Origin of the sequence: Delftia acidovorans SPH-1, from assembly GCF_000018665.1 — a bacterium.
GTDB lineage: Bacteria > Pseudomonadota > Gammaproteobacteria > Burkholderiales > Burkholderiaceae_C > Comamonas > Comamonas acidovorans.
This window is the reverse complement of record NC_010002.1, coordinates 2,823,210-2,847,186: the sequence shown is the minus strand read 5'-3', so window position 1 is coordinate 2,847,186 and position 23,977 is coordinate 2,823,210. Positions and strand designations below refer to the sequence as shown.

The following is a 23,977-nucleotide window of genomic DNA, read 5'->3' as shown; positions in this document are numbered from 1 at the left end:
AGTGAAATGCATGGCCTTGCGCGCAGCATCGACAATCGGCCACCGTGAAGTCCACCGCTCCCACCCTGCCCGCCTCCCCCGCCCCGGTCACGCACTACGAGAACTTTCCCGTGGCGTCCTGGCTGTGCCCGCCCCGCTTGCGCCCGCCGATTGCCGCGCTCTACCACTTCGCACGCACTGCAGACGATCTGGCCGACGAGGGCGACGCCACGCCCCCCGAGCGCCTGGCCGCGCTGGCCGCCTACCGTGCCGACCTGATGGCGCTGGGCACCGAAGGCGAGGCCTCCATGCTCGCCCGCACAGCCTGGCCTCTTGTCTTTGCAGGACTGGCGCCGCAAGTACGCGCCCACCAGCTGCCGCTGGCGCTGATGGACGACCTGCTCAGCGCCTTCGCGCAGGACGTGCACAAGACCGAATCCGGCACCACCTACGCCGACCGCGCCGAGCTGCTTGACTACTGCCGCCGCTCGGCCAACCCCGTGGGCCGGTTGCTGCTGCATCTGTACGGGGTGGATGATGCCGAATCGCTGGCCCGCAGCGACGCCATCTGCACCGCCCTGCAATTGATCAATTTCTGGCAGGACTTCAGCGTGGACCTGCCACGCCAGCGCCACTACCTGACCGATGCCGACTGCGCCGCCCACGGCGTGCGGCTTGAAGACCTGCGCGCCAAGCCCGCTGCACTGACCCCTGCCGTGCGCGCGCTGTTGGCCGACCAATCGGCATGGGCGCGCGCCCTGATGCTGTCTGGCGCACCGCTGGTGCACCGCCTGCCGGGCCGCATCGGCTGGGAGCTGCGTCTGGTGGTGCAGGGCGGGCTGCGCATCCTGGACAAGGTCGATGCACTGCAGGGCGCCAGCCTCTACCGCCGCCCCACCGTCGGCAAGGCCGATGCCCCGCTGCTGCTGTGGCGCGCCCTGCGCATGTGATGACGGGCCGGCCGTTGCGACACCCAGGCTTTGGCCCCAAGCCGTCCATGGGACAATCCGGCCCCATATGAATCCGGATCAGTACGTCCAAGACAAGGCCGCCGCCTCGGGCAGCAGCTTTTATTACGCCTTCCTCTTCCTGCCGCGCGAGCGCCGTGCGGCCATCACCGCCTTTTATGCGTTCTGCCGCGAAGTGGACGACGTGGTGGACGAAGTCTCCGACCCCGGCGTGGCCGCCACCAAGCTCGGCTGGTGGCAAAACGAAGTGCACCAGGCCTTTGCAGGCAAGCCCTCGCATCCCGTAATGCGGGCGCTCATGCCGCACGCCCCGGTCTACGGCATCGAGGAGCGCCACCTGCAGGCGGTCATCGACGGCTGCCGCATGGACCTGGAGCAGACCCGCTACCTGGACTTCCAGGGCCTGACGCGCTACTGCCACCTGGTCGCAGGCGTGGTCGGCGAAGTGGCCGCACGCATCTTTGGCCAAACACAGGAAGAAACCACGGCCTACGCCCACAAGATGGGTCTGGCCTTCCAGCTGACCAACATCATCCGCGACGTGGGCGAGGACGCCATGCGCGGACGCATCTACCTGCCCATCAGCGAGCTGCAGCAGTTCGACGTCAAGGCGCATGAGATCACCAAGCGCGAATACTCGGACCGCTTCACCGCGCTGATGCGCTTTCAGGCCGAGCGCGCCCACCGCCTCTACGACGAGGCCCTGGCCCTGCTGCCCGCCGCCGACCGCCGCACGCAAAAGCCCGGCCTGATGATGGCCAGCATCTACCGCACCCTGCTGCGCGAGATCGAGGCCGACGACTTCCGCGTGCTGCACCAGCGCATCAGCCTGCCGCCGCTGCGCAAGCTGTGGCTGGCCTGGAAGATGCAGGCGCTGGGGCGCATGGCGCGGTGAGCAGAGACAGCGCCAAGCACACGCCTCGCGCCGCTCAGCCGCGCGCCGCCATCATCGGCGGAGGCTGGGCCGGCTTTGCCGCCGCCCTCACGCTGGCGCGCAGCGGCTGGCACATCACCCTGCACGAGGCCGCACGCGAGCCCGGCGGCCGTGCGCGCGGCATGGACCTCGACACGCCACAGGGCCCGCTGCGCGTGGACAACGGCCAACACATCCTCATCGGTGCCTACACCGAAAGCCTGCGCCTCATGCGCGAGGTGGGCGTGGACCCTGAACAGGCCCTGCACCGCCAGCCCATGGCCTTGCCCTATATCGATGGCAGTGGGCTGCGCTTTCCCGACTGGCCTGCGCCGCTGGATGCGCTGGCCGGCATTGCCACCGCACGCGGCTGGAGCCTGGGCGAGCGTGCAGCCCTGCTGGCGCGCGCCGTGCGCTGGCGGCTGGCGGGCTTTCGCTGCGCGCCGCAAGCCACCGTGGCCGACCTGTGCGCCGGCCTGCCGCAGCGCCTGGTCACCGAGTTCATTGACCCGCTGTGCATCTCGGCACTCAACACGCCCATTCACCTGGCCAGCGGCACGGTGTTCCTTCGCGTGCTGCGCGATGCGCTGTTCAGCGGCCGTGGCGGCTCGCATTTCCTGGTGCCGCGCCGTGACCTGGGCAGCCTGTTCCCGGCGCCGGCCGCGCAGTGGCTGCAAGAGCGCGGCCACGCCGTGCGCCTGGGCAGCCGCGTGGCCGAACTGCAACCCCAGGGCCCGCACTGGACGCTGGGCGCAGCCCAGGGCGAAGACGCGCCCTTCGACGCCGTGCTGCTGGCCTGCCCAGCGCCCGAAGCAGCGCGCCTGGCACTCACCGCCGCCGAGCACGACAGCCTGCCTGCACGCGACGGCATAGCCCTGCAGCGCTGGGCGCAGCTGGCCCAGGACCTGCAGCACCGCCCCATTGCCACCGTCTATGCGCAGACCGGCGATCCCTCCCACACATTGCCCCCGGGCGCGCCCTGGCTGGCGCTGCGCTCCACGCCCGATGCGCCTGCGCAATTCGTCTTCGACCGTGGGCAACTCGGCGGCCCTCAGGGCCTGATGGCCTTCGTCATCAGCGACAGCGCATCGGACCGCGAAACCCTGCAGGCCCAGGTGCTGGCCCAGGCCCGGGCGCAGTTGGGCTGGCATGGACTGGTTGCGCTGCGCACCGTGATCGACAAGCGCGCCACCTTCGCCTGCCTGCCGCAGCTGCAGCGCCCCGGCATGGAGTTGGGCCACGGCCTGTGGGCCTGCGGCGACCATGTGGATGGACCGTATCCGGCCACCATCGAGGGCGCCGTGCGCAGCGGCCTGCAGGCGGCCGAGGCCATCGGACAGGCCCTGGGTGCCGAGGGAAAAGCCTGATCCCCCGGGTATCTCCGTAGCCTGCAGACCCTGGTTTGACAGCAGATTGACAGCCGCCGGCGCCACCATCGCTGGCGCCGCATCCGCTGCCCATTCACTACAACGATAGCCAGGAGACCAGACATGCCTTCGCGCGACTTTCTTCACCACGCAGACCTGCCCCCGCTCGGCCGCCGCCAACTGCTGGCCGGCACGGGCGCCATGGCCCTGTCGGGCCTGCTGCCTGCGGCCGCGCTGGCGCAGGACGCCTGGCCCACGCGCCCCATCCGCTTTGTCGTGCCCTTTGCGCCCGGCGGCAGCTCGGAAATCGTGGCGCGCTCCACGGCCGCCGAGCTGTCCAAGACCCTGGGCCAGAACGTCTTCGTGGACAACAAGCCCGGCGCGGCCGGCAACATCGCCATGCAGGAAGTGGCGCGCGCCGATGACCAGAGCACCGTCATCCTGGGCCACATCGGCACCCTGGCCGTCAATCCCTACATCTTCGACAAGCTGCCCTACGACGCGAACAAGGACTTCCAACCCGTCAGCCTGCTGGCCAAGGTGCCCAGCCTGTACGTGGTCCACCCCGATGTGCCGGTCAAGAACCTGCGCGAACTCATCGCCTACGCCAAGAAGAAGCCCGGCCAGCTCAGCTACGGCTCGGCCGGCAATGGCAGCGCCGGGCACCTGGCCTTCGAGTACCTGAAGATGACGGCCGAGATCTTCATGCTGCACGTGCCCTATCGCGGCACGGGGCCGATGATGACGGACCTGATGTCAGGCCGCCTGGACGCTGCATCGGTCGGCGCTGCCGCCCTGCTGCCCTTCATCAAGGCGGGCAAGGTGCGCTGCATCGCCACGGGATCGACCCAGCGCCTGCCCCAGTTGCCCGACGTGCCCACCGTGGCCGAGCAGGGCTTCCCGGGCTTCGAGATGACGCAGTGGTACGGCATGCTCGCCCCCTCCAGCATGACCCGAGCCCACGTGGACAAGCTGGCCGCCGAGTGCGCCAAGGCCGTCAAGGCGCCCGACGCGCTCAAGCGCCTGCAGGGCGATGCGGCCGAGCCCATCGGCAGCACGCCCCAGCAGTTCGCGCAGTTCATTGCCACCGAGCAGACGCGCTGGCAAAAGGTGCTCAAGCGCGCCCAGGTCAAGCCGGACTGAGCGCACACGGACTGACACCCCCAGGCACAGGCTCCGGCATCAGCTGGCCGGGCCAGCCTTCTCGGCCATGGCGCGCAACACGCCCTGGCTGGCCTTTTGCACATGCTCGGCGCTCAGGCGCGCGGCCTGGTCCGCGTCGCCCTGCTCTATCGCCGCCACGATGGCGTCCAGCTCGGCCAGCGTCTGCGGCAGGCGCCCGGGCTGGGACATGGAGATGCGCCGCAGCACCGTCACGCGGTTGTTCAGCTGCCGCAGCATCTGGCCGGCCACCAGATTGCCGCAGCCCTCGATCAGGATGTCGTAGAACTGGTTCTTGATCGCCAGCAGGGCCACCTTGTCGCTGGCCACGGCGGGCACGGCCAGCTCGCCCAGCTTGGCGCGCAGCGCGGCGCGCTGGCCTGCCGAGGCATGCAGCGCAAAGCCCCGGCTGGCCAGCCCCTCCAGGCTGGCCCGCACCTCGTAGATATCGCGCACTTCCTGCACCGAGATGTCCGTGACCTCGGGGCCCCGGTGCGGAACGATGGTGATCAGCCCCTCGGCCTGCAGGTGCTGCAGCGACTCGCGCAGGCACGAACGGCTCACATCAAGGCTCTCGCACAGTTCGCGCTCGGACAGCTTCTGGCCCGGCGCAAACACGCCATCGAGGATGGCCGTGCGCAGGGTCTGCGTCGTGCGCAGGCGCAGCGACGTTTCTTCGCGGGGGACACGCAGCATCTGGTTCATGGGACGAATCCTACCCGCCAATCCAGGGGCCGGACGGACTGACGGATTGTCATACACACACCTGGCGCGGCAGGCAATCCCGATTTTCATCAAGTAGGATTGTCTGACAATCTGATTAAATCCACTCCACCGAAAGACATCTTCACCGCCTTCCATCAGGAGTTTTCATGACCCGAGCCTATGCACCCAAGAACCCCGCCCTCTTCGACCAGGGCCTGTCCACCCGCCGCGAGGTGCTGGGCGCCGAGTATGTCGATGCGTCCATCCAGAACGCCACGGACTTCAACATCGACATGCAGGAGCTGGTCACCCAGTACTGCTGGGGCGATGTCTGGAACCGCCCGGGCCTGGACCGCAGGACGCGCTCCTTCCTGAACCTGGCCATGATCACGGCGCTCAACCGCCCGCATGAACTCAAGCTGCATGTGCGCGGCGCCATCAACAACGGCCTGACCAAGGAAGAGGTCAAGGAGGTCTTCCTGCAGACCGCCATCTACTGCGGCGTGCCGGCCGCCATCGACTCCTTCCGCGTGGCTTCGGAAGTCTTCAAAGAGATGGACATCTGAGGCACGCAGCATGACCACCATAGGATTCATCGGCCTCGGAATGATGGGCCAGCCCATGGCCCACCTGCTGCACGCCGCAGGGCACGCCCTGGTCATCCGGGACGCCGTGCCCGCCGCCACCGCACGATTCGCGCAGGAACATGCGGGCGTGGCCGTGGCATCCGGCGCGGCCGACTTTGCCGGCTGCAGCGTGGTCTTCACCATGCTGCCCGACTCCCGCATCGTCGATGCCGTGGTCGGTGAACTGGCACCGCACCTGCCGCCCGGCGCCTGCATCATCGACATGAGCTCGGCCGACCCCAACCGCACGCGTGCGCTGGCCGGCCTGCTGGGCGAGCGCGGCATCGGGCTGCTGGATGCGCCGGTCTCCGGCGGCGTCAAGCGCGCCATTGCGGGCACGCTGTCCATCATGGTCGGGGGCGATGCGGACCTGCTCGCCCAGCACCTGCCGCTGCTGCAGCGCATGGGCCAGGCCATCACCCATGTCGGCCCCGTGGGCGCGGGCCATGCGCTCAAGGCCTTGAACAACTATGTCTCGGCAGCGGCCCTGATCGCCACGGCCGAGGCCATCCACGCAGGCGCGGCCTTCGGCATTGCGCCGGCCACCATCGTGGACGTGATCAATGCCTCCACCGGCAAGAACAACACCACCGAAAACAAGGCCCACCAGTTCATGCTGAACGGCGCCTTCAACTCGGGCTTCTCGCTGGCGCTGCAGGCCAAGGACGTGGGCATTGCCCTGTCGCTGGGCCAGGCCATGCACACGCCCATGGCACTGGCCGAACAGGTCAGCGCCATGACGGCCGAGGCCTCCAGGTCCCTGGGACCCGCCGCCGACCACACCGAGCTGTACAGGTACGTGGCCCCGGCCTGAGCCTGCGCCGTCTCGCCGTCGTCAAGGGCCGCATGCGGCCCTTGCCTTCCTGCCTCACGCCACCAAACACGCCACCGACAACCGGCCGCACAGAGCCGGCGGCCCCTGCACGCGCCTCCAGGAGACAAACCCATGCGCCACCTCATCCGCAACCCCCTCGCCCAGACCCTTCTCGCCGCCGCGCTGTCGGCGGCCAGCCTTGCCGCCCAGGCCTTCCCCAACAAGCCCGTCACCATCGTCGTTCCCTACGCGGCCGGAGGCTCCACCGACGTGCTGGCCCGCGTGCTGGCCGAGGCCATGACGCGCGACCTGGGCCAGCAGGTCATCGTCGAGAATCTGGGCGGCGCCGGTGGCACCATCGGCACCAGCCGCGTCACACGCGCCCAGGCCGACGGCCACACCTTGCTGCTGCACAACATGGGCATCGCCACGGCACCCGCGCTCTACAGCAAGCTCGCTTTCGATGTGAGGCGCGACCTGGAACCCATCGCGCTGGCCGGCGACGTGCCCATGATCCTGGTGCGCAGCAAAGGCTTTGCGCCCGCCACGCTGGCGGACTTCATCGCCCACATGAAGGCCAAACCGGGCGAAGTGCGCTTCTCGCATGCCGGCGTAGGCGCCACCTCCCACCTGTGCGCCATGCTGCTGCTGCAGACCACCTCCACCGAGGCCACCCTGGTGCCCTACCGTGGCACGGGCCCGGCCCTGCAGGACCTGGTGGCAGGCAATGTCGATGTCATCTGCGACCAGCCCGTGGCCACCGGCCCGCACATACAGGCGGGCATGCTCAAGGGCTACGCCGTCGCCACGCGCGAACGCCTGCCCTCCCTGCCCGATGTGCCCACCTTCGCGCAGGCCGGCCAGCCCGGCTTCGAGCTTGCCGTATGGCACGGCCTGTACGCTCCGCGAGGCACGCCCCAGGCCGTCATCGAACGCCTCAACAAATCCCTGCGCACCGCCCTGTCCGAGCCCGCCCTGGTCAAGCGCTTCACGGACATGAGCGTCATCATCCCGCCCGCAGACCGCCTCACCCCCGACGCCCTGCGCCAGCACACCACCGCTGAAATCAAGCGCTGGGACCCGGTGATCAAGGCTGCGGGGGCCAAGGCGGAATAGAGGCGCAGCAAGGAGCAGGCAGGCCAGGAAGATAGGCGCGCTGAGCAGGGCACAAAAACCCGACGCAGCCCAAAGCCTGGGACACCGAGCAAGGGCCGCCCCGCCGCGAGGGTGTCGCCCCCCTCCCGCGAAGCGAGAGAGGGGGAAGCCGCGCAGCGGCTCAGGGGGTGACGATCATTTTTCCATCCACCACTGGATGACGATCTTGGCGATGTAGCCGACAAAGCCCACGCCCAGGCCCAGGAAGATCACGAAGGTGCCGAACTTTCCTGCCTTGGACTGGCGCGCCAGCTGCAGGATGATGAACACCATGAAGAGGATGAAGGCCCCCACGCCATAGGTGAGGAAGAAATGGGCGATCTGTTCTTCTGTATACCCGAATATCACGACAACACCGTCCTACATCCTCCCCTGCAGGCCCGGCCGGTCCGGGCCCGCCCGGCTCAACGCGCCGGGAAGGCCGACGAATCGACCAGATCGCGGTACGCGTGCCAGCTCGCGTGCCCCAGCAGGGGCATCACGGCCACCAGTCCCAGCAGCCAGCTGCCCAGGCCCAGCAGGGTCAACAACACAATGAGGGCGGCCCACAGTGCCAGAGGCACAGGGTTGGCCAGCACGGCCAACCAACTGGTCAGCACGGCCTGGCGCACCGTCACCCGCCTGTCCAGCATCAGCGGCATGGCCACCACGCTGGACGCAAAAATAGGCGCTGCCAGAAAACTGCCCAGCGCCAGCCATATCGCAAACAACTGCCCGTCGCGGGCCAGCACCACGTGCTGCACGAAATCCGCCGGAGTGGCGATGCGCACGGGCGAGAGCACGGTGATCAGCGAGGCCGACACCAGCACCCAGCCCGTGGCTGCCAGCGACAGCAGCAGCCCGAACTGCACCAGACACCAGTAGCCGACCTGCCCCTCAGCCTTGGACGCATGGCCGTTTTGCCAGCGCGTCCAGGTGCGCCGCACCAGGGACAGATCGGCAGCCTCGCCGCGCTCCAGCGCGCGGCTGATGGCGTAGAGGCTGGTCGCCACGACAGGGCCGACGATCAGGAACCCCGACAGGGCCCCGGCCATCAGCCAAAAGCGATTGTGCCCCAGCGTCAAGATCAAAAACCCGATCAAGGTCAAGACCAGGCCATGAGCCAGGCTCAGCCAGGGTGCCCTGGCCATGTCGCGCGCGCCACGCGCTAGCCAGCTCAGGGGGTGTTTCCAGCCGATGCTGCGCACGGCGGGGAGGACGGGGGGGTGGAAGAAAGCGGTGCTGTGGCTGGTGGGCATGGCATGGCGCGGCTTCGCGGGCAGGCAGGGTCAGCTGTCAGCCAGCCCCTGGCACAACTGCGCAAGGCTGGCCACCGTGACGTGGGGCGTGGACCCCTCGTGAGGCCATGCTACGCCCGTGCGGTTGAGCCAGACTGCGTGCATACCCGCATCCATGGCGCCCAGCGCATCGAGCCGCGCGTCGTCGCCAATGTGCAGCACCTCGTCAGGCGCCACGCCTGCCGCCGCCGCCGCCGCGTGAAAAAAGCGCACATCGGGCTTGGCCATGCCGGCCTTGGTCGCGCTCAGCGCGGCATGGAAATGCTCGCCAATGCCCACCACGTGCACGCTGGCGTTGCCGTTGCTCAGCGCCACCACGGGCCAGCGCGCGGCCAGGAACTGCAGGGCGGGCAGCGCGTCCTCGTACAGGTCCACACGCTGGCGCTCGGCAAAGAAAAGATCGAAGGCCGGCTCGGCCAGCGCGCCGTCGTCGCCATTGCGCTGCAGCGCCAGGCGGATGGACTCGCGGCGCAGGCCGCTCAGGTCGTGGGCAAGGTCCGGGCGGTCACGCTCGATCTGCACGCGGATGGCGCGCAGGGTGGCCACGTCGCGCAGCGCTGCGGCCGTGGTGGGCGCATGGGCGTGCAGCCATTCCAGCAGCACCTGTTCGGCGCGCGAGATGGCTGGCCACACGGGCCACAGCGTGTCGTCCAGGTCGATGGAAATGGCGCGGATGCGGCCGCTGCGGCGCAGCTGCTGCAATGCGGCCAATGCAGGGGCAAGAGAGGATTCGGCGAGGGGGGCGATGGTGGCTTGGGACATGGTTCGAGCATAGCGAAGGCAGCCGTTGCCGGCAGCAGCCGGGTCATCCGACTCGCGTGGCAGGCGGCTCCGTCCTGCCACAATCGGCCCCATGCCTTCCCGCTTCGCGCCAGAACCTCCATTCCGCCACGACCAACCCCAGCGCACCGCCGTGCTGCTGTGCAACCTTGGAACGCCCGATGCGCCCACGGCTCCGGCCGTGCGCCGCTACCTGGCGCAGTTCCTGGGCGACGACCGCGTGGTCGAGATCCCCAGGATTGCCTGGCTGCCCATCCTGCACGGCAGCATCCTGCGCACGCGGCCGACCAAGTCGGCGGCCAAGTACGCCACCGTCTGGCATGAGAAGGACGGCTCCCCCCTGCAGCACTGGAGCGCGCGCCAGGCCCTGCTGCTGCGCGGCTGGCTGGGCGAGGCCGGCCACAACGTGCTGGTGCGCCATGCCATGCGCTACGGCAACCCGTCCATCCCCAGCGTGCTCGATGCCCTCAAGGCCGAAGGCGCCACGCGCATCCTCATCCTGCCGCTGTACCCGCAGTACTCCGGCACGACCACGGCCAGCGTGTTCGATGCGGTCTACGACTGGGCCCGCACCCAGCGCCATATTCCCGAGCTGCGCTTCGTCAACCGCTACCACGACGACGCTTCCTATATCGACGCGCTGGCCCAGCGCATCGAGGCCCACTGGCGCGGCAACGGCCGTGGCGAAAAGCTGGTCATGAGCTTTCACGGCGTGCCCGAGCGCACGCTGCACCTGGGCGACCCCTACCACTGCGAATCGCGCAAGACCGCACGCCTGCTGGCCGAGCGCCTGGGCCTGTCGCCCTCGCAATACCTGGTGACCTTCCAGTCGCGCTTTGGCAAGGCCAAATGGCTGGAGCCCTATACCGAGCCCTCACTGATCGAGCTGGCACGCAGCGGCACCAAACGGGTGGACGTGGTCTGCCCCGGCTTCACCAGCGACTGCCTGGAAACGCTGGAGGAAATCAGCCAGGAAGCGCGCGAGGCCTTCCTGCATGCCGGTGGCGAGCAGTTCGAGTTCATTGCCTGCCTCAACGACAGCGCGCCCTGGATCACGGCGCTGAGCCGCATCGCCCAGCAGCATATGCAGGGCTGGCCCACGCAGAAGGCGCCGCAGGCCGAACTGGACGCCAGCCTGGAGCGCGCCAAGGCCGTGGGCGCACAGCGCTGAGGCCGTTCTGCATCTTCTGCGCCGCGCCATATAACCCTGCCTCATGAGCAGAATGCATAAGCGTCTTTGTATATAGATGCTGCAAGCGGGACAATTGCACTCCAGTTGCTTGTTCCGCCGGTCTTCCATGACCGGCCCCAGCCATCATGACCAAGACCTTTTCCCCTGCTCTGCGCCTGGCGGCCCCGCTGCTGGCGCTCGGCCTTGCCTGCACCGCCTTCGGCACGGCCCACGCCGCCGAACCCCTGCTCACCCCTGCAGGCGTGCAGGCTGCCGCCGGCCAGGACGCCGTGCGCATCATCGACATCCGCGATCCCAAGGCCTATGGCGAGCGCCACATTCCCGGCGCGCTCAACGCCCCCTACGGTAAATGGCGCGGCCCCGCCACCAATCCCGGCGAACTGCCCGAGCTGCCCAAGCTCACCGAACTCGTGCAGTCCCTGGGTCTGACGCCGGCCACCCACGCCATCGTGGTCTCCACGGGTGCGGACGCCACCGACTTCGGCGCGGCAGCGCGCGTGTACTGGACGCTCAAGCTGCTGGGCCTCAAGGAGCTGTCCGTGCTCAACGGCGGCATGAAGGCCTGGAACGAGCAAAAGCTCCCGCAGGACAACGAGGCAGTCAAAGTCGCTCGCAGCAGCTACCAGCCCCAGCTCGACACCAGCCTGATCGCCACGCGCGAAGACGTGGGCCAGCACGTCAGGCTCAGCAACGCGGCCCTGGTGGACTCGCGCCCCGACGCCTTCTACCAGGGCAAGACGCGCGCACCTGCCGCCAAGATCTCGGGCACCCTGCCCGGCGCGCAGCAGCTGGACTTCAACCAGTGGTTTGTGCCCGGCACCTCCACCTTTGTCGATACCGCCACGGCCAAGCAGATCGCGGCCAAGGTCAAGCGCGAGCAGGGCCAGGACATGGTGGCCTTCTGCAACACCGGCCACTGGGCAGCCACCGACTGGTTCGGCCTGTCCGAAGTCGCGGGCCTGCCGGGCGTCAAGCTGTATGCGGGCTCCATGGTGGACTGGACGCAGCAGGCCGATGCGCCGCCCATGGCCAACCAGCCCGGCCGCGCCGAATCCCTGGCCTACGACGCCAAGCAGTGGTGGGAAAAGAAGTTCAAATAAACACCCCCTGAGGCGCTTGCGCGCCTTCCCCCCGTGGCACGGCGCCTCTCTACCCGCTTCGCGGGGGAGGGCGACTGCATGGAGAAAAATCATATGAAACGACTTCCTCTTGCGGCCATCCTGGCCGTTTTCTTTGGCTGGCTGCTGTGGAGCGTCTCGGTGCGCCAGGCCGCGCTGTTCGCCGTGGGCCTGGGCCTGGGCGGGGTGCTGGCCGGCAAGCGCTTCGGCTTCACCACGGGCTGGCGCATGCTGATCGAGGACAAGGACGCCAGCGGCGTCTTCGGCCAGTTGCTGCTGCTGGCGCTGGCCGCCGCGCTGGCCATGCCGCTGCTGGGCCACTATCCCGAACTCACGGCCGCCCTGGGCCCGCCCAGCATCAGCCTGCTGGTGGGCGCCTTCGTCTTCGGCCTGTGCATGCAGATTGCAGACGGCTGCGGCAGCGGCACGCTGTACAAGGCCGGCATGGGCATTCCCATGAATGCGGCCATCCTGCCCGTGTTCGCCATCGGCAGCTTCCTGGGCAGCCTGCACCTGGGCTGGTGGCTGGACCTGGGCAACACCCAGCCCGTGGGCCTGGTCACGGCCTGGGGCTGGGCCCCTGCCCTGCTGGCCACGCTGGCGGCGCTGGCCGTGGTCGCGCTGGGCGTGGCCTGGTATGTGCGTGGCGCCAATGTGGCGCTCAAGCGCCCGGCCAAGCCGCTGTTCGTGCGCAAGTGGGTGGCGGGCGCGGTGCTGCTGGCCGTGCTGACCACGCTCAACCTCGTCATTGCGGGCCAGCCCTGGGGCGTGGTCTACGGCTTCGGCCTGTGGGCCGCCAAGATCGCCAACGCCACGGGCGCCGTGGACCTGGCCGGCAACTGGTTCTGGAGCCAGCCCGGCAACGCCGCGCGCCTGCACGAGACCGTGCTGCTGGACGTGACCAGCATCACCAACATCGGCATCCTGGGCGGCGCCCTGTGGGTGGCTGCCGCCAAGCCCGTCAATGCCAAGCCGCTCACGGGCACGCAATGGATGGTGGCCCTGGTGGCCGGCCTGGTGCTGGGCTACAGCTCGCGCCTGGCCTTCGGCTGCAATGTGGGCGCCATGCTCTCGGGCATCTCCACGGGCAGCATCCACGGCTGGATCTGGGTGCCGCTGGCCTTTGCCGGCACCATCTTCGGCCTGCGCATCCGCCGCCACTTCAATTTCTGAGAGGACCCGCCATGACACAGCAAAACACCCTGCGCGCGGTCTTCTGGGCCGTGCTCGTCCTCTTCCTGGCCTGGGACCACCTGCACTCGCCGCCCGTGGACCTGCGCTTCGAGGCGCCGCTGATCGCGGCCGGCTCGGGCAAGGCCACGCAAGGCGGGCACTGCTCGATGCCGGCGGGCAAATAGGTCAAGGCAAGGCCAAGGTCAGGGCACGCTGGGCGCCGGCCCCTCATCCGCGCTGGCCGTCACGGGCAGCGGCGCGGTTTCCACGTCGAAGCCAGCCGCCTGCCAGGCCTTGAGGCCGCCCACCAACGGACGCACGTTGGCAAAGCCGGCGCGCTGCAGCTGGCGCGCCAGGCGGGCGGCGGATATCTCGTTGGGGCAGTCGCAGTAGATCACCAGCCCGTGGGGATGGTCGTGCTGGGGCAGCAGGTGCGCATGCGACTCGCCGCCATCGCGCGGGCGCAGTTCCCAGGACTGGGCGCCGGGGATATGGCCCTGGCGGTACTGCGGCAGAGCGCGCACATCGATCACCGTGGGCTCCATGCCCTGGGCATGCAGGCCCGCCAGTTCGCGCACCGACATGCGCGGCATGCGCAATGAACGCACCATGCGATGGCGCTGCCACCACTTGCGCACGATGAACAGCCCCAGCGCCACGCCCAGCAGCAACAGGCCCCACTGGCCCAGCGCCGTAAGCACGCCCAGCAGGTCTTCCACCGTGGAGCTGAACAGCGAGCCCAGGTAAACGGCCGAGCCCACCCAGATCAGCGCGCCCAGCCCGTCATACAGCACGAAGCTGCGCAGCGGCGTGCCCATCACGCCGGCCAGCGCGCTGGCGATGGAGGCAAACCCCGGCACGAACTTGGCCACCAGCAGCGACCTTGCACCCCAGCGGCCATAGACGGTCTCGGTCTGGCGGATGCAGGCATCGGGCGACAGCGAGATGCGGCAGATGCGCCCCAGCACCCGGTGGCCGTAGGCCTTGCCGGCCTGATACCAGAACAGGTCGGCAATCAGCGCCGCGCTCACGGCCACGGCCACCAGCCACAGCAGGCGCACCCAGTCGGCGCCTTCCAGCGCGCCGGTCACGACCAGCACCGGGTAGGCCGGAATCGGTGCACCCAGCTGCTCGACGAACACATTGAGAAAGACGATGCCGAAGCCGTACTCGCGGATCAGCTCCACCAGAAAACCCATGTCAGGCCTCTCTTGCCCAGACGGTGCCCGCGCCCGAAAAGAAGGCGAGGCTGCACCCGTCGCAAATGCTAGCGCGGCAGCAACATCCGCGCCCGGCCCGGGTTGATGCTCAGCCGCGCTGCAGATGCTCCAGCACCCATTGCCAGTGCGCGGGCACGTTCAGCGCCGGCGCATGGCCGCAGCCAGGCACCTCCTGCCAGTGCAGCAGGCCGCGCGCGCCGGGGCCGCGCGTGGTCATTTCCCGGGCCACCTCGGGCAGCACCAGGTCCGAGTCCACGCCCCGCAGCAGCAGCACGGGGATCTGCAGGGCGTCGTAGTGCGGCCAGATGCCGTAGTCGTCGTCATGGGCCGTGAACTGCTCGATCATGGCCGGGTCGTAGTGCGGCGTGACGCGGCCATCGGGCAGGCGGCGCACGCTGGTCTCGGTGAGCTTGCGCCACTCGGAGTCGCTTAACCAGCCATAGGGCCGGTAGGCCTGGCGAAAGAAGGCCTCCAGCTCGCCCACCGTATCGAAGGCCGGGGGCTGGCCCGCATAGGACCTGATGCGTGCCAGCGCCGACTCGGCCAGCTGCGGCGCATTGTCATTGAGCACCAGCGTCGCAATGCGTGCGCGCAGCGACGGCTCGAACAGGCCCGAGGCGCAGACCGTGCCGATCGCCCCGCCCATGGACGTGCCCACCCAGTGCGCGCGCTCCAGCCCCAGCGCATCGAACAGCCCGCGCGCAATGCGGGCGTAGAAGCCCAGCCGGTATTCCTCGCGCGGCGCGCGGCTCCACTGGCTCAGGCCCCGGCCCGGCGTGTCGGGGCAGATCACGCGCCAGCCCTGGCCTGCCAGGAACTGCGCCAGTGCATCCATGTCGCGCCCCGTACGTGCCAGCCCGTGCCAGGCGACGACGGTTCCCGCTGGCGCCACGTCGGGCGCGGGCTGCCAGTCCATGTAGTGGATCTCGTAGCCCGCGCATTGCGTGTAGCAGGAAGCGGGTACGGGCGCGGATGAGGAAGATGCTTTGGAAGCCATGGGAGAAATCTCTGCTGTGCAGGAGCGGCCGGCCGCCTTGGCAGGCGGCCGCTCCAGGGCCTGGCTCACTCAGGAATGCGGATCAGCCCGTCGCTGACCTCGATGGTGTTGGCCGTGCTGGGCCGCGCCACGAAGGGCGGCACCTGCGCCGCCGTGATGGCGGGCGCCGCGCCCGGCTGGCCGCCGCGCGGCGTGGTGCGCACCACCTGGCTGGCGGGCAGCGCGGTGCTGCTGCGCAGGTTGGCCCACACGGCATCCATGGCCTGGTTGAAGTACGGGTGCAGCGGCACGAAGCGGGTGTCGAAGCCGGAGAACGGCAGGAAGGCATCGAAGTGCTGGGCATTCACCACCTCGATATAGCGCAGCCGCGTGTTGCTGCCGTCCAGCCCCCGGTTGAGCACCGTGTAGGCGCGCGCATTGTGGTTGACCGGCACCAGCGCATCGCTGCGGCCCGCCACGATGATGGTGGGCTTGCCGCGCAGCTTGGCGGTGTGCAGCACCTCGTTGATGCCGGCGCGCACGGCGTCGCTCTGGGCACGCGTGGGCACGCTGCTTTCGGAGAGATTGAAGCCGGTCACCGGATCGAAGCCCGTCACCAGCGCGTGCTGGCACAGCGCGTTGTCCAGGCCCAGGTCGGCCACGCGCGTGGAGGGCGACACGGCAAACTGCCAGGCCTTGGCCCCGCCCACCGAGTCGTTGTAAACCACCGTGGCGGGCGTGCCGTTGGCCGTGCCATTGGCCGTGGCAAAGCTCTGCGCCAGCGCAGCCCCCGTGGCGGGCACCACGTCGCCCGTGGCATTGGCGGCCGCAAAGCTGGTGCGGCACAGGTTGGCATCCACGCCAAACCGGCCATAGGCCATGGTGTACATGGCCGACAGGATGGGGCCGTTGCCCAGCGCGTAGTGGGCGTTGTGCATGGCGTCATGGTCGCGCGTCCAGCCGTACAGGCGCAGCTTGCTCAGCGCATTGGCGGCGCGGTCGGCCGTGGTGCTGCCAATGACCAGGCCCTTGGCGGCCAGGCTGTTGCAGCGTGCCTCGGCCCGCGCCGTCATGGCCGTGAGGCCTATGTAGTTGAAGATGGATGTCTCGGTCAGCGCCGCATCGGGGGCCAGCGCCGCGCAGGGCTGGTAGATGTTGCCGTAGGTGGTGTACTCGGCCAGCGGGCGGCCCGGGTTGGGCATGGTCGCATTGCCCACGGCAATGGTGTAGCCCTGGCGCGTGGGCATCTCGGTCACGGGTTCGGAGGCCACCACGCCGTCGATCAGGCCGTCCGCATCCAGCTCGGCCGCGCGCAGCACGGCCGCGCCGCCGTTGGAGGCCGAGCCTGCCAGCACCAGCGTGTTGTCCTTGCCGAAGGGCACGGGGTCCTGCGTGGTGCCATAGCGGGCATTGAGCACGTACAGCGCATAGCGGGCCGCGGCCAGCGTGTCGTTGCCCCAGTCCTTTTCAGGGTTCTGCTGGGAGTGCGCGTGCTTGATGGCGATGCGGTTGGGAAACGCAGCGTTGTAGGCGGCGCGCGCCGCATCGGTCAGCCGCGCGGCAAAGAAGGACAGGCTGCCGGCGTCCGTGCGCGTGGCGCGCGTGCCGTCCAGCTTGTTGACGGTGTCGTCGCTCAGGTTGTGCAGGCCCACGCCCTTGCCCGCATCGGTCAGCGCCACGGCGCAGCCCTTCTTCAGGCCCCACTCGCCCGCCGTGCCGATGGCGCCATACACGCCGCGCGAGCCAGAGGACGGGCCCAGCACGATGCAGGGCCGGTTGCGGTCAAAGCTGTCCGGCACCTGCACGGCCACCATGGTCTGCTTGCGGCCCGTGCCGTCGTCCAGCACGGCCAGGTACTCGCGCCCGGGGATCAGCCCTTCGCCCGTGGTCACCTGCCCGTCTGCCGTGATGTTGGGGCCGTACAGCGTGCCGTAGCCGCCGCCCGCCGTGGGGTCCAGGATGCCCCGGTAGTTGGAGTACAGCGCATTGCGCCGCAGCTCTGCCGCCGTGGGATTGGCAGGGTCCGCATACAGGGGCGCGGCTGCGGCGCCCAGGCCCGTCTTGCCCAGGCCGCCCGTCAGCAAGTCCTGCGTGGCTGCCGTGGCTCCCGTGCCGGTGGCCGTGGCCGGATACACCGTGGCGCCCAGCTCGGTAAAGCCCTTGGGCAGATCGTTGCTGGGTTCATGCTCGCCGCTGCCGCAGGCTGCCAGCGCGGCCGCCGCCAGCGCCGTGAAGGCCCAGCGCCAGGGGGTTGCAGGAATCGACGACACCATCTCTTCACGCTTCAACATGCCCATCTCCTTGTGGTAGTTCTCTGATGCACGAATGCGCCAGGGGCCCTGGTCAGGCTCCGGCGCGGGAAGAACGCAGACGCCCCACGACGCCCGTGGGGAAATAGTAGACCGACAACACAAACAGCACGCCCAGCCACAGCAGCCAGCGGTCAGGAGACAGCAGCGCGGCCAGCCAGGGCAGGCTGTGCGCGGCCTCGCTGGCCACGCGCAGCAGGTCCTGCAGATAGCTCTGGGCGATGAGGAACAGTACCGAGCCGATCGCCGCGCCATAGATGGTGCCCATGCCGCCGATCACCACGATCAGCAGGCAGTCCATCATGATCTCGAACGACAGCGAGGTATCGGGCCCGTTATAGCGCAGCCACAGCGCCAGCATGGCACCGGCCACACAGGCGAACAGGGCCGAGAGCACGCTGGAGAGGGTGCGGTACACCACCACGCGGTAGCCGATGGCCTCGGCACGGAACTCGTTCTCGCGGATGGCCTGCAGCACGCGGCCGAACGGTGAGTTGACGATGCGCAGCAGCGCCAGCACCAGCACCACGGCCAGCACGAACAGCAGGTAGTAGGTGATGATGCGCCCGTCGATCAGCACGCCCAGCACCTCGTTCTCGAACGGCTCGAAGCTGGGCGACAGCCACTCGGGCAGCTTGAAGCTCAGCCCGTCCTCCCCGCCCGTCCATTCCGAAAGCTGCGAGGCCAGCGTCTGGAACGCCGCCGCCACGGCCAGCGTGATCATGGCAAAGAAGATGGCCCGCACGCGCAGCGAGAACAGGCCGATGGCCAGCGACAGCAGCAGCGACACCAGCAGCGCCGCGCCCAGGCCCAGCGCCAGAGCGCCCCAGCCCGCACCCATGCGCGAGGACGCTATCGCCACCCCATAGGCGCCAATGCCGAAGAACATGGTGTGCGCAAAGCTCACGATGCCGGTGTAGCCCAGCAGCAGATCGAAGCTGGCCACCAGCACCACGAAGATCAGCACCTTGGCCGCCACGTTCAGCGCCTTCACGCCAGGGAACACGAAGGGCGCCGCCGCCAGCCCCAGGAAAATCAACAGCAGCAGCACCGCCAGCACGCGGCTGCGCGGCATGTCGCCGGAAAGCAATCGGTTGAGCATGTCGATCACTCCTTCAGCGGTTCGCGACGGGATAGACGCCCTGCGGGCGCCACAGCAGGATTGCCACCATCAACGCAATGTTGGAAAACAGCGCCACCTTGGGCACCAGGAACCCCGTGTAGTTGGCCATCAGCCCTACCAGCAGCGCGCCGATCAGCGCCCCGCCCGTGCTGCCCAGCCCGCCGATGATGATCACGATGAAGATCAGCACATTGACCTGCGCGCCCATCTGCGGCACCACGCTCTGCTGGTACATGCCCCACATCACCCCGCCCAGCCCGGCCAGGGCCGAGCCCGCCACGAACACGCCCACGAACAGGCGGCGCACGCGGTAGCCCAGGGCCTCCACCATCTCGCGGTCCTGCACGCCCGCGCGGATCAGCAGGCCGATCTTGGTGCGCGACAGCGTCCAGGCCAGCAGGGCAAACACCGCCAGCCCCACCAGCACGGCCACCACGCGGTACTTTTCCACGGCGGCATCGCCCAGCAGCCAGGCGCCCTTCATGCCCTGGGGCAGCGGCAGCGGCATCTGCTGCGGGCCCCAGATGAGCTTGATCAGTTCCTCGCCGATGATCATGCCGCCCATGGTGATCAGGATCTGCTTGAGATGCTGGCCGTACACGGGCCGCACGATGAAGCGCTCGAACGCCAGCCCGATGGCGCCCGCCACCAGCATGGCCACCACCATCGCCGGCAGCACGGCCAGCAGGTTGCGCCACAGCTGGTCCGACCCCGTCCAGTCGCCCATGGCGCCCAGCACGCTGGTGGCCACGAAGGCGCCCAGCGCGATGAACACGCCGTGGCCGAAGTTCAGCACGTCCATCAGCCCGAACACCAGCGTCAGCCCCGAGGCGATGATGAACACGATCATTCCCATGGCCAGCCCCGCCACCGTCAGCGTCAGCCAAGTCGAGCCCGAACCCACCAGAGGCAGCGCCACCAGGGCCAGCACGGGCACCAGCAGCAGCGGCTTGAAATCCACATCCAGCCTGTTCAGCTTGTTCATAGCGAAAGCCCCAGCAGCGACTGCTGCAACGCCGCGTCTGCCGAGAACTCGGCCATGCCGCCCGCGTGCACCACGCGGCCGTTGTCCATCACCGCCACGCGGTCGCCCAGGCGGCGCGCAAAGCCCAGGTTCTGCTCCACCAGCACAATCGTCGTGCCGCCCGCCTTGAGTTGCGCGAAGGCCGCGATCATGTTCTCGATGATGGCTGGCGCCAGGCCCTTGCTGGGCTCGTCCACGATCAGCAGATCACGCGGCTCCACGATGGCGCGCGCCACCGCCACCATCTGCTTTTGCCCGCCCGACAGCTTGCCGGCCGGGTGGTTCCAGAACTTCTCCACGGCCGGGAACATGCCGAAGATCCACTGCAGCCGCTGCGCGTCCATGCGGTCGGCGCGCGAGGCGCCGCGCGCGGCCAGCAGCAGGTTTTCCTGCACCGTCAGGTCCGCGAAGATGCCCATGTTCTCGGGCACATAGGCAATGTTCAGCCGCGCAATCGCGGGCGTAGGCAGGGCCGTGATGTCGGCCCCGCCAAAGGCGATGCGCCCCTGGCTGGCCCGCCACAGACCCATGATGGTGCGCAGCGTGGTCGTCTTGCCCGCGCCATTGCGCCCCAGCAGCATGGTCAGCTGACCGCGCGGCACGGCCAGGTCCACGCCATGCAGGATGTGATAGGCCCCGATATGCGTGTGCACGCCCGACAGTTCGAGCAGGTTGGAGTTTGGGTTGAGGTTGGCGGCAGCGCTCATGCGGCCTCCTTCACAGCGCCCTGCTCCGGCACCACACCCAGGTAGGCCTGCTGCACCACAGGCGAGGCGATGACCTCGGCCGGCGGCCCATCGGCCACCAGCGTGCCATTGGTCAGCACGATGATGCGGTCGGCCAGCTCGCGCACCACATCCATCTTGTGCTCCACCAGCAGGATGATCTTGCTGCGGTCCTGCTTGAGCTTGCGTATCAGGTCCAGGATCACCGGCGCCTCGTCATGGCTCATGCCCGCCGTGGGCTCGTCGAACATATAGACCTGGGGTTCCAGCGCCATCAGCAAGGCCACCTCCAGCTTGCGCTGGTCGCCATGCGGCAGCGCGGCCACGGCCTCATCGCGCCGGGCGGACAGGGCCACCTGGTCGAGGATGTGCAGCGCCCGCTGCGTCAATGCCCGGTGGTCGCTCCAGATGCTCCACAGGTTCAGGCCGCGCCGGTGCGGGCCCTCGTCGCGCGCCTGCACGGCCAGGCGCACGTTCTCCAGCACGCTCAGGTGCGGGAACAGATTGGTGAGCTGGAACGCCCGCCCCAGCCCGGCGCGCGTGCGCGCCGAAGGGGCCAACCCCGTCAGCTCGCGCCCGCCCAGCAGCACGCGCCCGGCCGTGGCCTTGAGCTGCCCGGAGATCAGGTTGAAATACGTGGTCTTGCCCGCCCCGTTGGGCCCCACGATGGCCGTCAGCGTGCCCGGCTCGAAAGCGCAGCTCACGCCGTTGACGGCCACATGGCCCCCGAAGCGGATGGTCAGATCCTCTGTGCGCAACATTGCTCAGCGGCCGTTGCGGATGGGGACCTGCATCTCCTCGGGCTTGATCTCGCGCACCAGCTCGGGCACGCCCCAGGCCAGCGCCGGGTCCACGCGGATCTTGAAGTGGTACATGCTCTGCAGGGCCTGGTGGTCTTCCTTGCGGAAGGTCATCTGGCCCTTGGGCGTGTCGAAGCTCATGCCCTCCATGGCCTTGATCAGCGTGTTGGTCTTGGTATCGCCCCCGGTCTTCTTGAGCGCCGTCACGATGGCCATGGCCGCAGAGAAACCGCCCGCCGTGAAGAAATCCGGCGGCGTCTTGTACTGCTTGTAGTGCATGGACACCAGCGCCTCGTTCACCGGGTTCTTGGGAATGCCGTAGTAGTAGTACGTGGCACCCTCCATGCCCGGCAGATTCTTGTAGGCCGCCATGGCGGGCAGGATGTTGCCGCCCGTGGCGATCTCGATGCCGTAGCGCTTGAGATCCATGTCCGCGATCTTGAACGGATTGCCCGCCCCGGCCCACACGATCCAGATGATCTTCCTGCCCGGCTGGTCCTTGAGCTTGTCGATCAGCCGCTGCGCCCCTGCCGTGAAATCCGTGGTGGCGGCGGGCAGGTACTCCTCATGCGCCAGCTTGCCCTTCTTGATGGCGTCCTTGAAGGCCTTCACCCCATCGCGGCCAAAGGCGTTGTCCTGAGCCAGCGTGGCAATCGTCACGCCCGCCTTGTCGATGGCCACGGCATTGCTGATGGCGTCCTGGCTGGAGTTGCGGCCCGTGCGGAAGATGTACTTGTTCCACTTGTCGCCCGTGATCGAATCGGCCACGGCCGGCTCCACCAGCAAAATCTTCTTGTACTCCTCGGCCACCGGCAGCATGGCCAGCGCCACGCCGGACGACGTGGGCCCCACGGCCAGATCGGCCTTGTCATCAGAATACGCCGTGGCCAGCAGGCTCTTGCCCAGGTCGGGCTTGCCCTGGTCGTCCTTCTCGATCACCACCAGCTTCTTGCCATTCACCGCCATGCTGCCGCCCGTGGCGTACTCCAGCCCCATCAGCAACCCGGCCTGGGTCTGCTTGCCATAGGCCTCCAGCGCGCCGGTCTTGCTGTAGACGTGGGCAATGCGGATCTCGCCCTGCTGGGCCATGGCGGCGGGAGCCGCAGCGGCCATGGTGGCCATGGCGGAGAGTGCGAGGGCGGAATGCAGGAAGGGGCGGCGTTGCATGGTTTGTCTCCTTGGGTTGGCGGCTGGGCTGGCGCCCGCTGCTTTTGTGGGGAGGGACCATGCATGCTTTGTGCCAGGCAGGCCCAGGCAGGCCCAGGCAGGCCCAGGCGGGCCAAGGAGGCGCAATGACGGGCGCAATGGCGGGCACGGGCAGAGCACGGGCAGCGAGTGCCCGACTATTGAACAGATTCAGTGTCTTGACTTCAGACAGTTGCCTGAATCCGATACAGGGCAAACCATGAACCCCTGGCACCCCTGGCATCTTCCCCTGCGCTTGGCCACGCAGGGCATCAGGCCTTGGCGAGCCGCTCCTTTGCCAGCTTCGTGCCTTCTGCCAGCGCCTTCAGCTTGCGCCACGCCACGTCCCGGCCCATGGGCGCCAGGCCGCAGTTCGTGCAGGGGAACAGCCGCTCCTTCGGCACGAACTCCAGTGCCCGGCCGATGGTGTCCGCCACTTCCTCGGGTGTCTCCACCACGTCGCTGGCCACATCGATCACGCCGACCATCACGTCCTTGCCGGCCAGCAGCCTCATCAGGTCGGGCGGCACGTGGGAGTGGATGCATTCCAGGCTCACCTGGTCGATGCGGCTCCTGGCCAGCGCGGGAAACACCGTCTCGTACTGGCGCCATTCCTCGCCCAGCGTGCTCTTCCAGTCCGTATTGGCCTTGATCCCGTAGCCGTAGCAGATATGCACGGCCGTCGTGCAGGTCAGGCCCTGCGCTGCGCGCTCCAGCGCCTGCACGCCCCAGTCGGCGGCATCCTTCATGTAGACATTGAAGGCAGGCTCGTCGAACTGGATGATGTCCACGCCGTCGGCCTGCAGCGCCAGGGCCTCCTGGTTGAGCAGCTCGGCAAAGGCGAAGGCCATCTTGACCTTGTCGCCATAGAAGCGGTCCGCCACGGTATCGACGATGGTCATCGGGCCGGGCAGCGTGAACTTCAGCTTCTTCCTGGTGTGCGCACGCGCCAGTTGCGCCTCGAAGGCATGCACGCGGCCCTTCAGGCGCAGGGCGGCAACCACCTGCGGCACCATCGCTTCGTAGCGGTTGTCGCGGATGCCCATCTTCACCTTGTTGTCGAAGTCGATGCCCTCCACCTGCTCCAGAAAGCCATGCACGAAATGCTGGCGCGACTGCTCGCCGTCGCACACGATGTCCAGGCCTGCATCTTCCTGGGCCTTGATCCACAGCAGGGTTGCATCGGCCTTGGCCTGGCGAAGCGCATCGCCCTCGGCCCGCCACTGGGGCCAGAGCTTGTTGGTTTCGGCCAGCCAGGCTGGCTTGGGCAGGCTGCCGGCGATAGAGGTTTCAAACATCGGAGAATTCCTTCAAGGCAAAAAGGGGTGGTGCCAGCGTACTTCAGGACCGTTGTCCCAAGCCGCTGCGCAATCAATGAAAAATGGTC

Annotated in this window: 24 protein-coding genes; 11 read left to right on the top strand and 13 right to left on the bottom strand. The window is 68.4% G+C overall.

Annotated elements, in window-relative coordinates; all coding sequences use genetic code 11:
* Positions 1-44: 44 nt before the first annotated feature.
* The 4 genes from hpnC (at position 45) to DACI_RS12855 (ending at position 4,370) form a co-directional block, all read left to right on the top strand.
* Positions 45-929, top strand: a complete 885-nt coding sequence (gene hpnC / locus DACI_RS12870; RefSeq protein ID WP_012204490.1) for a squalene synthase HpnC — start codon at positions 45-47, stop codon at positions 927-929.
* Between the two features lie 67 nt (positions 930-996).
* Entirely contained in the window at positions 997-1,842 is an 846-nt protein-coding gene (gene hpnD, locus DACI_RS12865) for a presqualene diphosphate synthase HpnD (RefSeq protein ID WP_012204489.1), read from the top strand.
* Positions 1,839-3,227 (top strand): hydroxysqualene dehydroxylase HpnE, encoded by a 1,389-nt coding sequence (hpnE, locus tag DACI_RS12860; RefSeq protein WP_012204488.1) that lies wholly within the window; start codon positions 1,839-1,841, stop codon positions 3,225-3,227. The genes hpnD and hpnE overlap by 4 nt, the downstream gene beginning before the upstream one ends.
* 123 nt (positions 3,228-3,350) lie before the next feature.
* Positions 3,351-4,370 (top strand): Bug family tripartite tricarboxylate transporter substrate binding protein, encoded by a 1,020-nt coding sequence (locus DACI_RS12855; RefSeq protein WP_012204487.1) that lies wholly within the window; start codon positions 3,351-3,353, stop codon positions 4,368-4,370.
* Between the two features lie 39 nt (positions 4,371-4,409).
* Here DACI_RS12855 and DACI_RS12850 read toward each other — a convergent pair whose 3' ends face one another.
* The gene (locus tag DACI_RS12850; protein ID WP_012204486.1) at positions 4,410-5,093 is read right to left on the bottom strand and encodes a GntR family transcriptional regulator; all 684 of its coding nucleotides are present in this window, start codon (positions 5,091-5,093) and stop codon (positions 4,410-4,412) included.
* A gap of 167 nt (positions 5,094-5,260) precedes the next feature.
* Here DACI_RS12850 and DACI_RS12845 point away from each other — a divergent pair, with 167 nt between their 5' ends.
* From DACI_RS12845 to DACI_RS12835, 3 genes are all read left to right on the top strand, one after another.
* Positions 5,261-5,659, top strand: a complete 399-nt coding sequence (locus DACI_RS12845) for a carboxymuconolactone decarboxylase family protein (RefSeq protein WP_012204485.1) — start codon at positions 5,261-5,263, stop codon at positions 5,657-5,659.
* Positions 5,660-5,669: 10 nt separating this feature from the next.
* Positions 5,670-6,533 (top strand): NAD(P)-dependent oxidoreductase, encoded by an 864-nt coding sequence (locus DACI_RS12840; RefSeq protein WP_012204484.1) that lies wholly within the window; start codon positions 5,670-5,672, stop codon positions 6,531-6,533.
* A gap of 132 nt (positions 6,534-6,665) precedes the next feature.
* On the top strand, positions 6,666-7,649 hold the full coding sequence (locus DACI_RS12835) for a tripartite tricarboxylate transporter substrate binding protein BugD (RefSeq protein WP_012204483.1): 984 nt from the start codon (positions 6,666-6,668) through the stop codon (positions 7,647-7,649).
* A gap of 174 nt (positions 7,650-7,823) precedes the next feature.
* On the opposite strand, the gene DACI_RS12830 is transcribed toward DACI_RS12835, so the two are convergent.
* From DACI_RS12830 to DACI_RS12820, 3 genes are read right to left on the bottom strand one after another with little or no spacing between them, the layout of a single operon-like run.
* Complete coding sequence (locus tag DACI_RS12830; protein WP_012204482.1) at positions 7,824-8,036, bottom strand: DUF2788 domain-containing protein; 213 nt, start codon at positions 8,034-8,036, stop codon at positions 7,824-7,826.
* A gap of 56 nt (positions 8,037-8,092) precedes the next feature.
* Positions 8,093-8,926: a DUF2189 domain-containing protein gene (locus DACI_RS12825; RefSeq protein ID WP_012204481.1), complete on the bottom strand. Its 834-nt coding sequence runs from the start codon at positions 8,924-8,926 to the stop codon at positions 8,093-8,095.
* Positions 8,927-8,956: 30 nt separating this feature from the next.
* On the bottom strand, positions 8,957-9,727 hold the full coding sequence (locus tag DACI_RS12820) for an HAD family hydrolase (RefSeq protein ID WP_012204480.1): 771 nt from the start codon (positions 9,725-9,727) through the stop codon (positions 8,957-8,959).
* A gap of 91 nt (positions 9,728-9,818) precedes the next feature.
* Here DACI_RS12820 and hemH point away from each other — a divergent pair, with 91 nt between their 5' ends.
* The 4 genes from hemH to DACI_RS32370 all read left to right on the top strand — a co-directional run bounded on the left by hemH (position 9,819) and on the right by DACI_RS32370 (position 13,413).
* Positions 9,819-10,916, top strand: a complete 1,098-nt coding sequence (hemH, locus tag DACI_RS12815; protein WP_012204479.1) for a ferrochelatase — start codon at positions 9,819-9,821, stop codon at positions 10,914-10,916.
* A gap of 146 nt (positions 10,917-11,062) precedes the next feature.
* Positions 11,063-12,037, top strand: coding sequence for a sulfurtransferase (locus DACI_RS12810; protein WP_012204478.1), 975 nt, complete (start codon positions 11,063-11,065; stop codon positions 12,035-12,037).
* Positions 12,038-12,130: 93 nt separating this feature from the next.
* On the top strand, positions 12,131-13,228 hold the full coding sequence (locus tag DACI_RS12805) for a YeeE/YedE thiosulfate transporter family protein (protein ID WP_043781388.1): 1,098 nt from the start codon (positions 12,131-12,133) through the stop codon (positions 13,226-13,228).
* An 11-nt stretch (positions 13,229-13,239) separates the two neighbouring features.
* Positions 13,240-13,413: a hypothetical protein gene (locus DACI_RS32370; RefSeq protein WP_012204476.1), complete on the top strand. Its 174-nt coding sequence runs from the start codon at positions 13,240-13,242 to the stop codon at positions 13,411-13,413.
* A gap of 18 nt (positions 13,414-13,431) precedes the next feature.
* On the opposite strand, the gene DACI_RS12800 is transcribed toward DACI_RS32370, so the two are convergent.
* The 9 genes from DACI_RS12800 to DACI_RS12760 all read right to left on the bottom strand — a co-directional run bounded on the left by DACI_RS12800 (position 13,432) and on the right by DACI_RS12760 (position 23,888).
* The gene (locus tag DACI_RS12800; protein WP_012204475.1) at positions 13,432-14,427 is read right to left on the bottom strand and encodes a rhodanese-like domain-containing protein; all 996 of its coding nucleotides are present in this window, start codon (positions 14,425-14,427) and stop codon (positions 13,432-13,434) included.
* A 109-nt stretch (positions 14,428-14,536) separates the two neighbouring features.
* The gene (locus DACI_RS12795; RefSeq protein WP_012204474.1) at positions 14,537-15,445 is read right to left on the bottom strand and encodes an alpha/beta fold hydrolase; all 909 of its coding nucleotides are present in this window, start codon (positions 15,443-15,445) and stop codon (positions 14,537-14,539) included.
* Between the two features lie 65 nt (positions 15,446-15,510).
* Positions 15,511-17,715, bottom strand: a complete 2,205-nt coding sequence (locus DACI_RS12790) for a 3-hydroxybutyrate oligomer hydrolase family protein (protein WP_012204473.1) — start codon at positions 17,713-17,715, stop codon at positions 15,511-15,513.
* Positions 17,716-17,767: 52 nt separating this feature from the next.
* Positions 17,768-18,835: a branched-chain amino acid ABC transporter permease gene (locus tag DACI_RS12785; protein WP_012204472.1), complete on the bottom strand. Its 1,068-nt coding sequence runs from the start codon at positions 18,833-18,835 to the stop codon at positions 17,768-17,770.
* 13 nt (positions 18,836-18,848) lie between these two features.
* Positions 18,849-19,841 carry a branched-chain amino acid ABC transporter permease gene (locus DACI_RS12780; RefSeq protein WP_012204471.1) on the bottom strand — a complete coding sequence of 331 codons (993 nt, stop codon included), beginning with the start codon at positions 19,839-19,841 and terminating at the stop codon, positions 18,849-18,851.
* Positions 19,838-20,587, bottom strand: coding sequence for a branched-chain amino acid ABC transporter ATP-binding protein (locus tag DACI_RS12775; RefSeq protein WP_012204470.1), 750 nt, complete (start codon positions 20,585-20,587; stop codon positions 19,838-19,840). Before DACI_RS12775 ends, DACI_RS12780 begins: the two co-directional genes overlap by 4 nt.
* Entirely contained in the window at positions 20,584-21,366 is a 783-nt protein-coding gene (locus tag DACI_RS12770) for an ABC transporter ATP-binding protein (RefSeq protein ID WP_012204469.1), read from the bottom strand. The genes DACI_RS12775 and DACI_RS12770 overlap by 4 nt, the downstream gene beginning before the upstream one ends.
* Before the next feature lie 3 nt (positions 21,367-21,369).
* Complete coding sequence (locus DACI_RS12765) at positions 21,370-22,572, bottom strand: substrate-binding domain-containing protein (RefSeq protein WP_012204468.1); 1,203 nt, start codon at positions 22,570-22,572, stop codon at positions 21,370-21,372.
* 290 nt (positions 22,573-22,862) lie between these two features.
* On the bottom strand, positions 22,863-23,888 hold the full coding sequence (locus DACI_RS12760) for a methionine synthase (protein ID WP_012204467.1): 1,026 nt from the start codon (positions 23,886-23,888) through the stop codon (positions 22,863-22,865).
* Positions 23,889-23,977 lie beyond the last annotated feature (89 nt).

Bases quoted from the DNA above. Each gene is read 5' to 3' on its own strand.
- hpnD (WP_012204489.1), top strand. From the start codon at position 997: ATGAATCCGGATCAGTACGTCCAAGACAAGGCCGCCGCCTCGGGCAGC.
- DACI_RS12855 (WP_012204487.1), top strand. From the start codon at position 3,351: ATGCCTTCGCGCGACTTTCTTCACCACGCAGACCTGCCCCCGCTCGGC.
- DACI_RS12850 (WP_012204486.1), bottom strand. From the start codon at position 5,093: ATGAACCAGATGCTGCGTGTCCCCCGCGAAGAAACGTCGCTGCGCCTG.
- DACI_RS12845 (WP_012204485.1), top strand. From the start codon at position 5,261: ATGACCCGAGCCTATGCACCCAAGAACCCCGCCCTCTTCGACCAGGGC.
- DACI_RS12840 (WP_012204484.1), top strand. From the start codon at position 5,670: ATGACCACCATAGGATTCATCGGCCTCGGAATGATGGGCCAGCCCATG.
- DACI_RS12835 (WP_012204483.1), top strand. From the start codon at position 6,666: ATGCGCCACCTCATCCGCAACCCCCTCGCCCAGACCCTTCTCGCCGCC.
- DACI_RS12825 (WP_012204481.1), bottom strand. From the start codon at position 8,926: ATGCCCACCAGCCACAGCACCGCTTTCTTCCACCCCCCCGTCCTCCCC.
- DACI_RS12820 (WP_012204480.1), bottom strand. From the start codon at position 9,727: ATGTCCCAAGCCACCATCGCCCCCCTCGCCGAATCCTCTCTTGCCCCT.
- hemH (WP_012204479.1), top strand. From the start codon at position 9,819: ATGCCTTCCCGCTTCGCGCCAGAACCTCCATTCCGCCACGACCAACCC.
- DACI_RS12810 (WP_012204478.1), top strand. From the start codon at position 11,063: ATGACCAAGACCTTTTCCCCTGCTCTGCGCCTGGCGGCCCCGCTGCTG.
- DACI_RS12805 (WP_043781388.1), top strand. From the start codon at position 12,131: ATGAAACGACTTCCTCTTGCGGCCATCCTGGCCGTTTTCTTTGGCTGG.
- DACI_RS32370 (WP_012204476.1), top strand. From the start codon at position 13,240: ATGACACAGCAAAACACCCTGCGCGCGGTCTTCTGGGCCGTGCTCGTC.
- DACI_RS12800 (WP_012204475.1), bottom strand. From the start codon at position 14,427: ATGGGTTTTCTGGTGGAGCTGATCCGCGAGTACGGCTTCGGCATCGTC.
- DACI_RS12795 (WP_012204474.1), bottom strand. From the start codon at position 15,445: ATGGCTTCCAAAGCATCTTCCTCATCCGCGCCCGTACCCGCTTCCTGC.
- DACI_RS12790 (WP_012204473.1), bottom strand. From the start codon at position 17,715: ATGTTGAAGCGTGAAGAGATGGTGTCGTCGATTCCTGCAACCCCCTGG.
- DACI_RS12785 (WP_012204472.1), bottom strand. From the start codon at position 18,835: ATGCTCAACCGATTGCTTTCCGGCGACATGCCGCGCAGCCGCGTGCTG.
- DACI_RS12780 (WP_012204471.1), bottom strand. From the start codon at position 19,841: ATGAACAAGCTGAACAGGCTGGATGTGGATTTCAAGCCGCTGCTGCTG.
- DACI_RS12775 (WP_012204470.1), bottom strand. From the start codon at position 20,587: ATGAGCGCTGCCGCCAACCTCAACCCAAACTCCAACCTGCTCGAACTG.
- DACI_RS12770 (WP_012204469.1), bottom strand. From the start codon at position 21,366: ATGTTGCGCACAGAGGATCTGACCATCCGCTTCGGGGGCCATGTGGCC.
- DACI_RS12765 (WP_012204468.1), bottom strand. From the start codon at position 22,572: ATGCAACGCCGCCCCTTCCTGCATTCCGCCCTCGCACTCTCCGCCATG.
- DACI_RS12760 (WP_012204467.1), bottom strand. From the start codon at position 23,888: ATGTTTGAAACCTCTATCGCCGGCAGCCTGCCCAAGCCAGCCTGGCTG.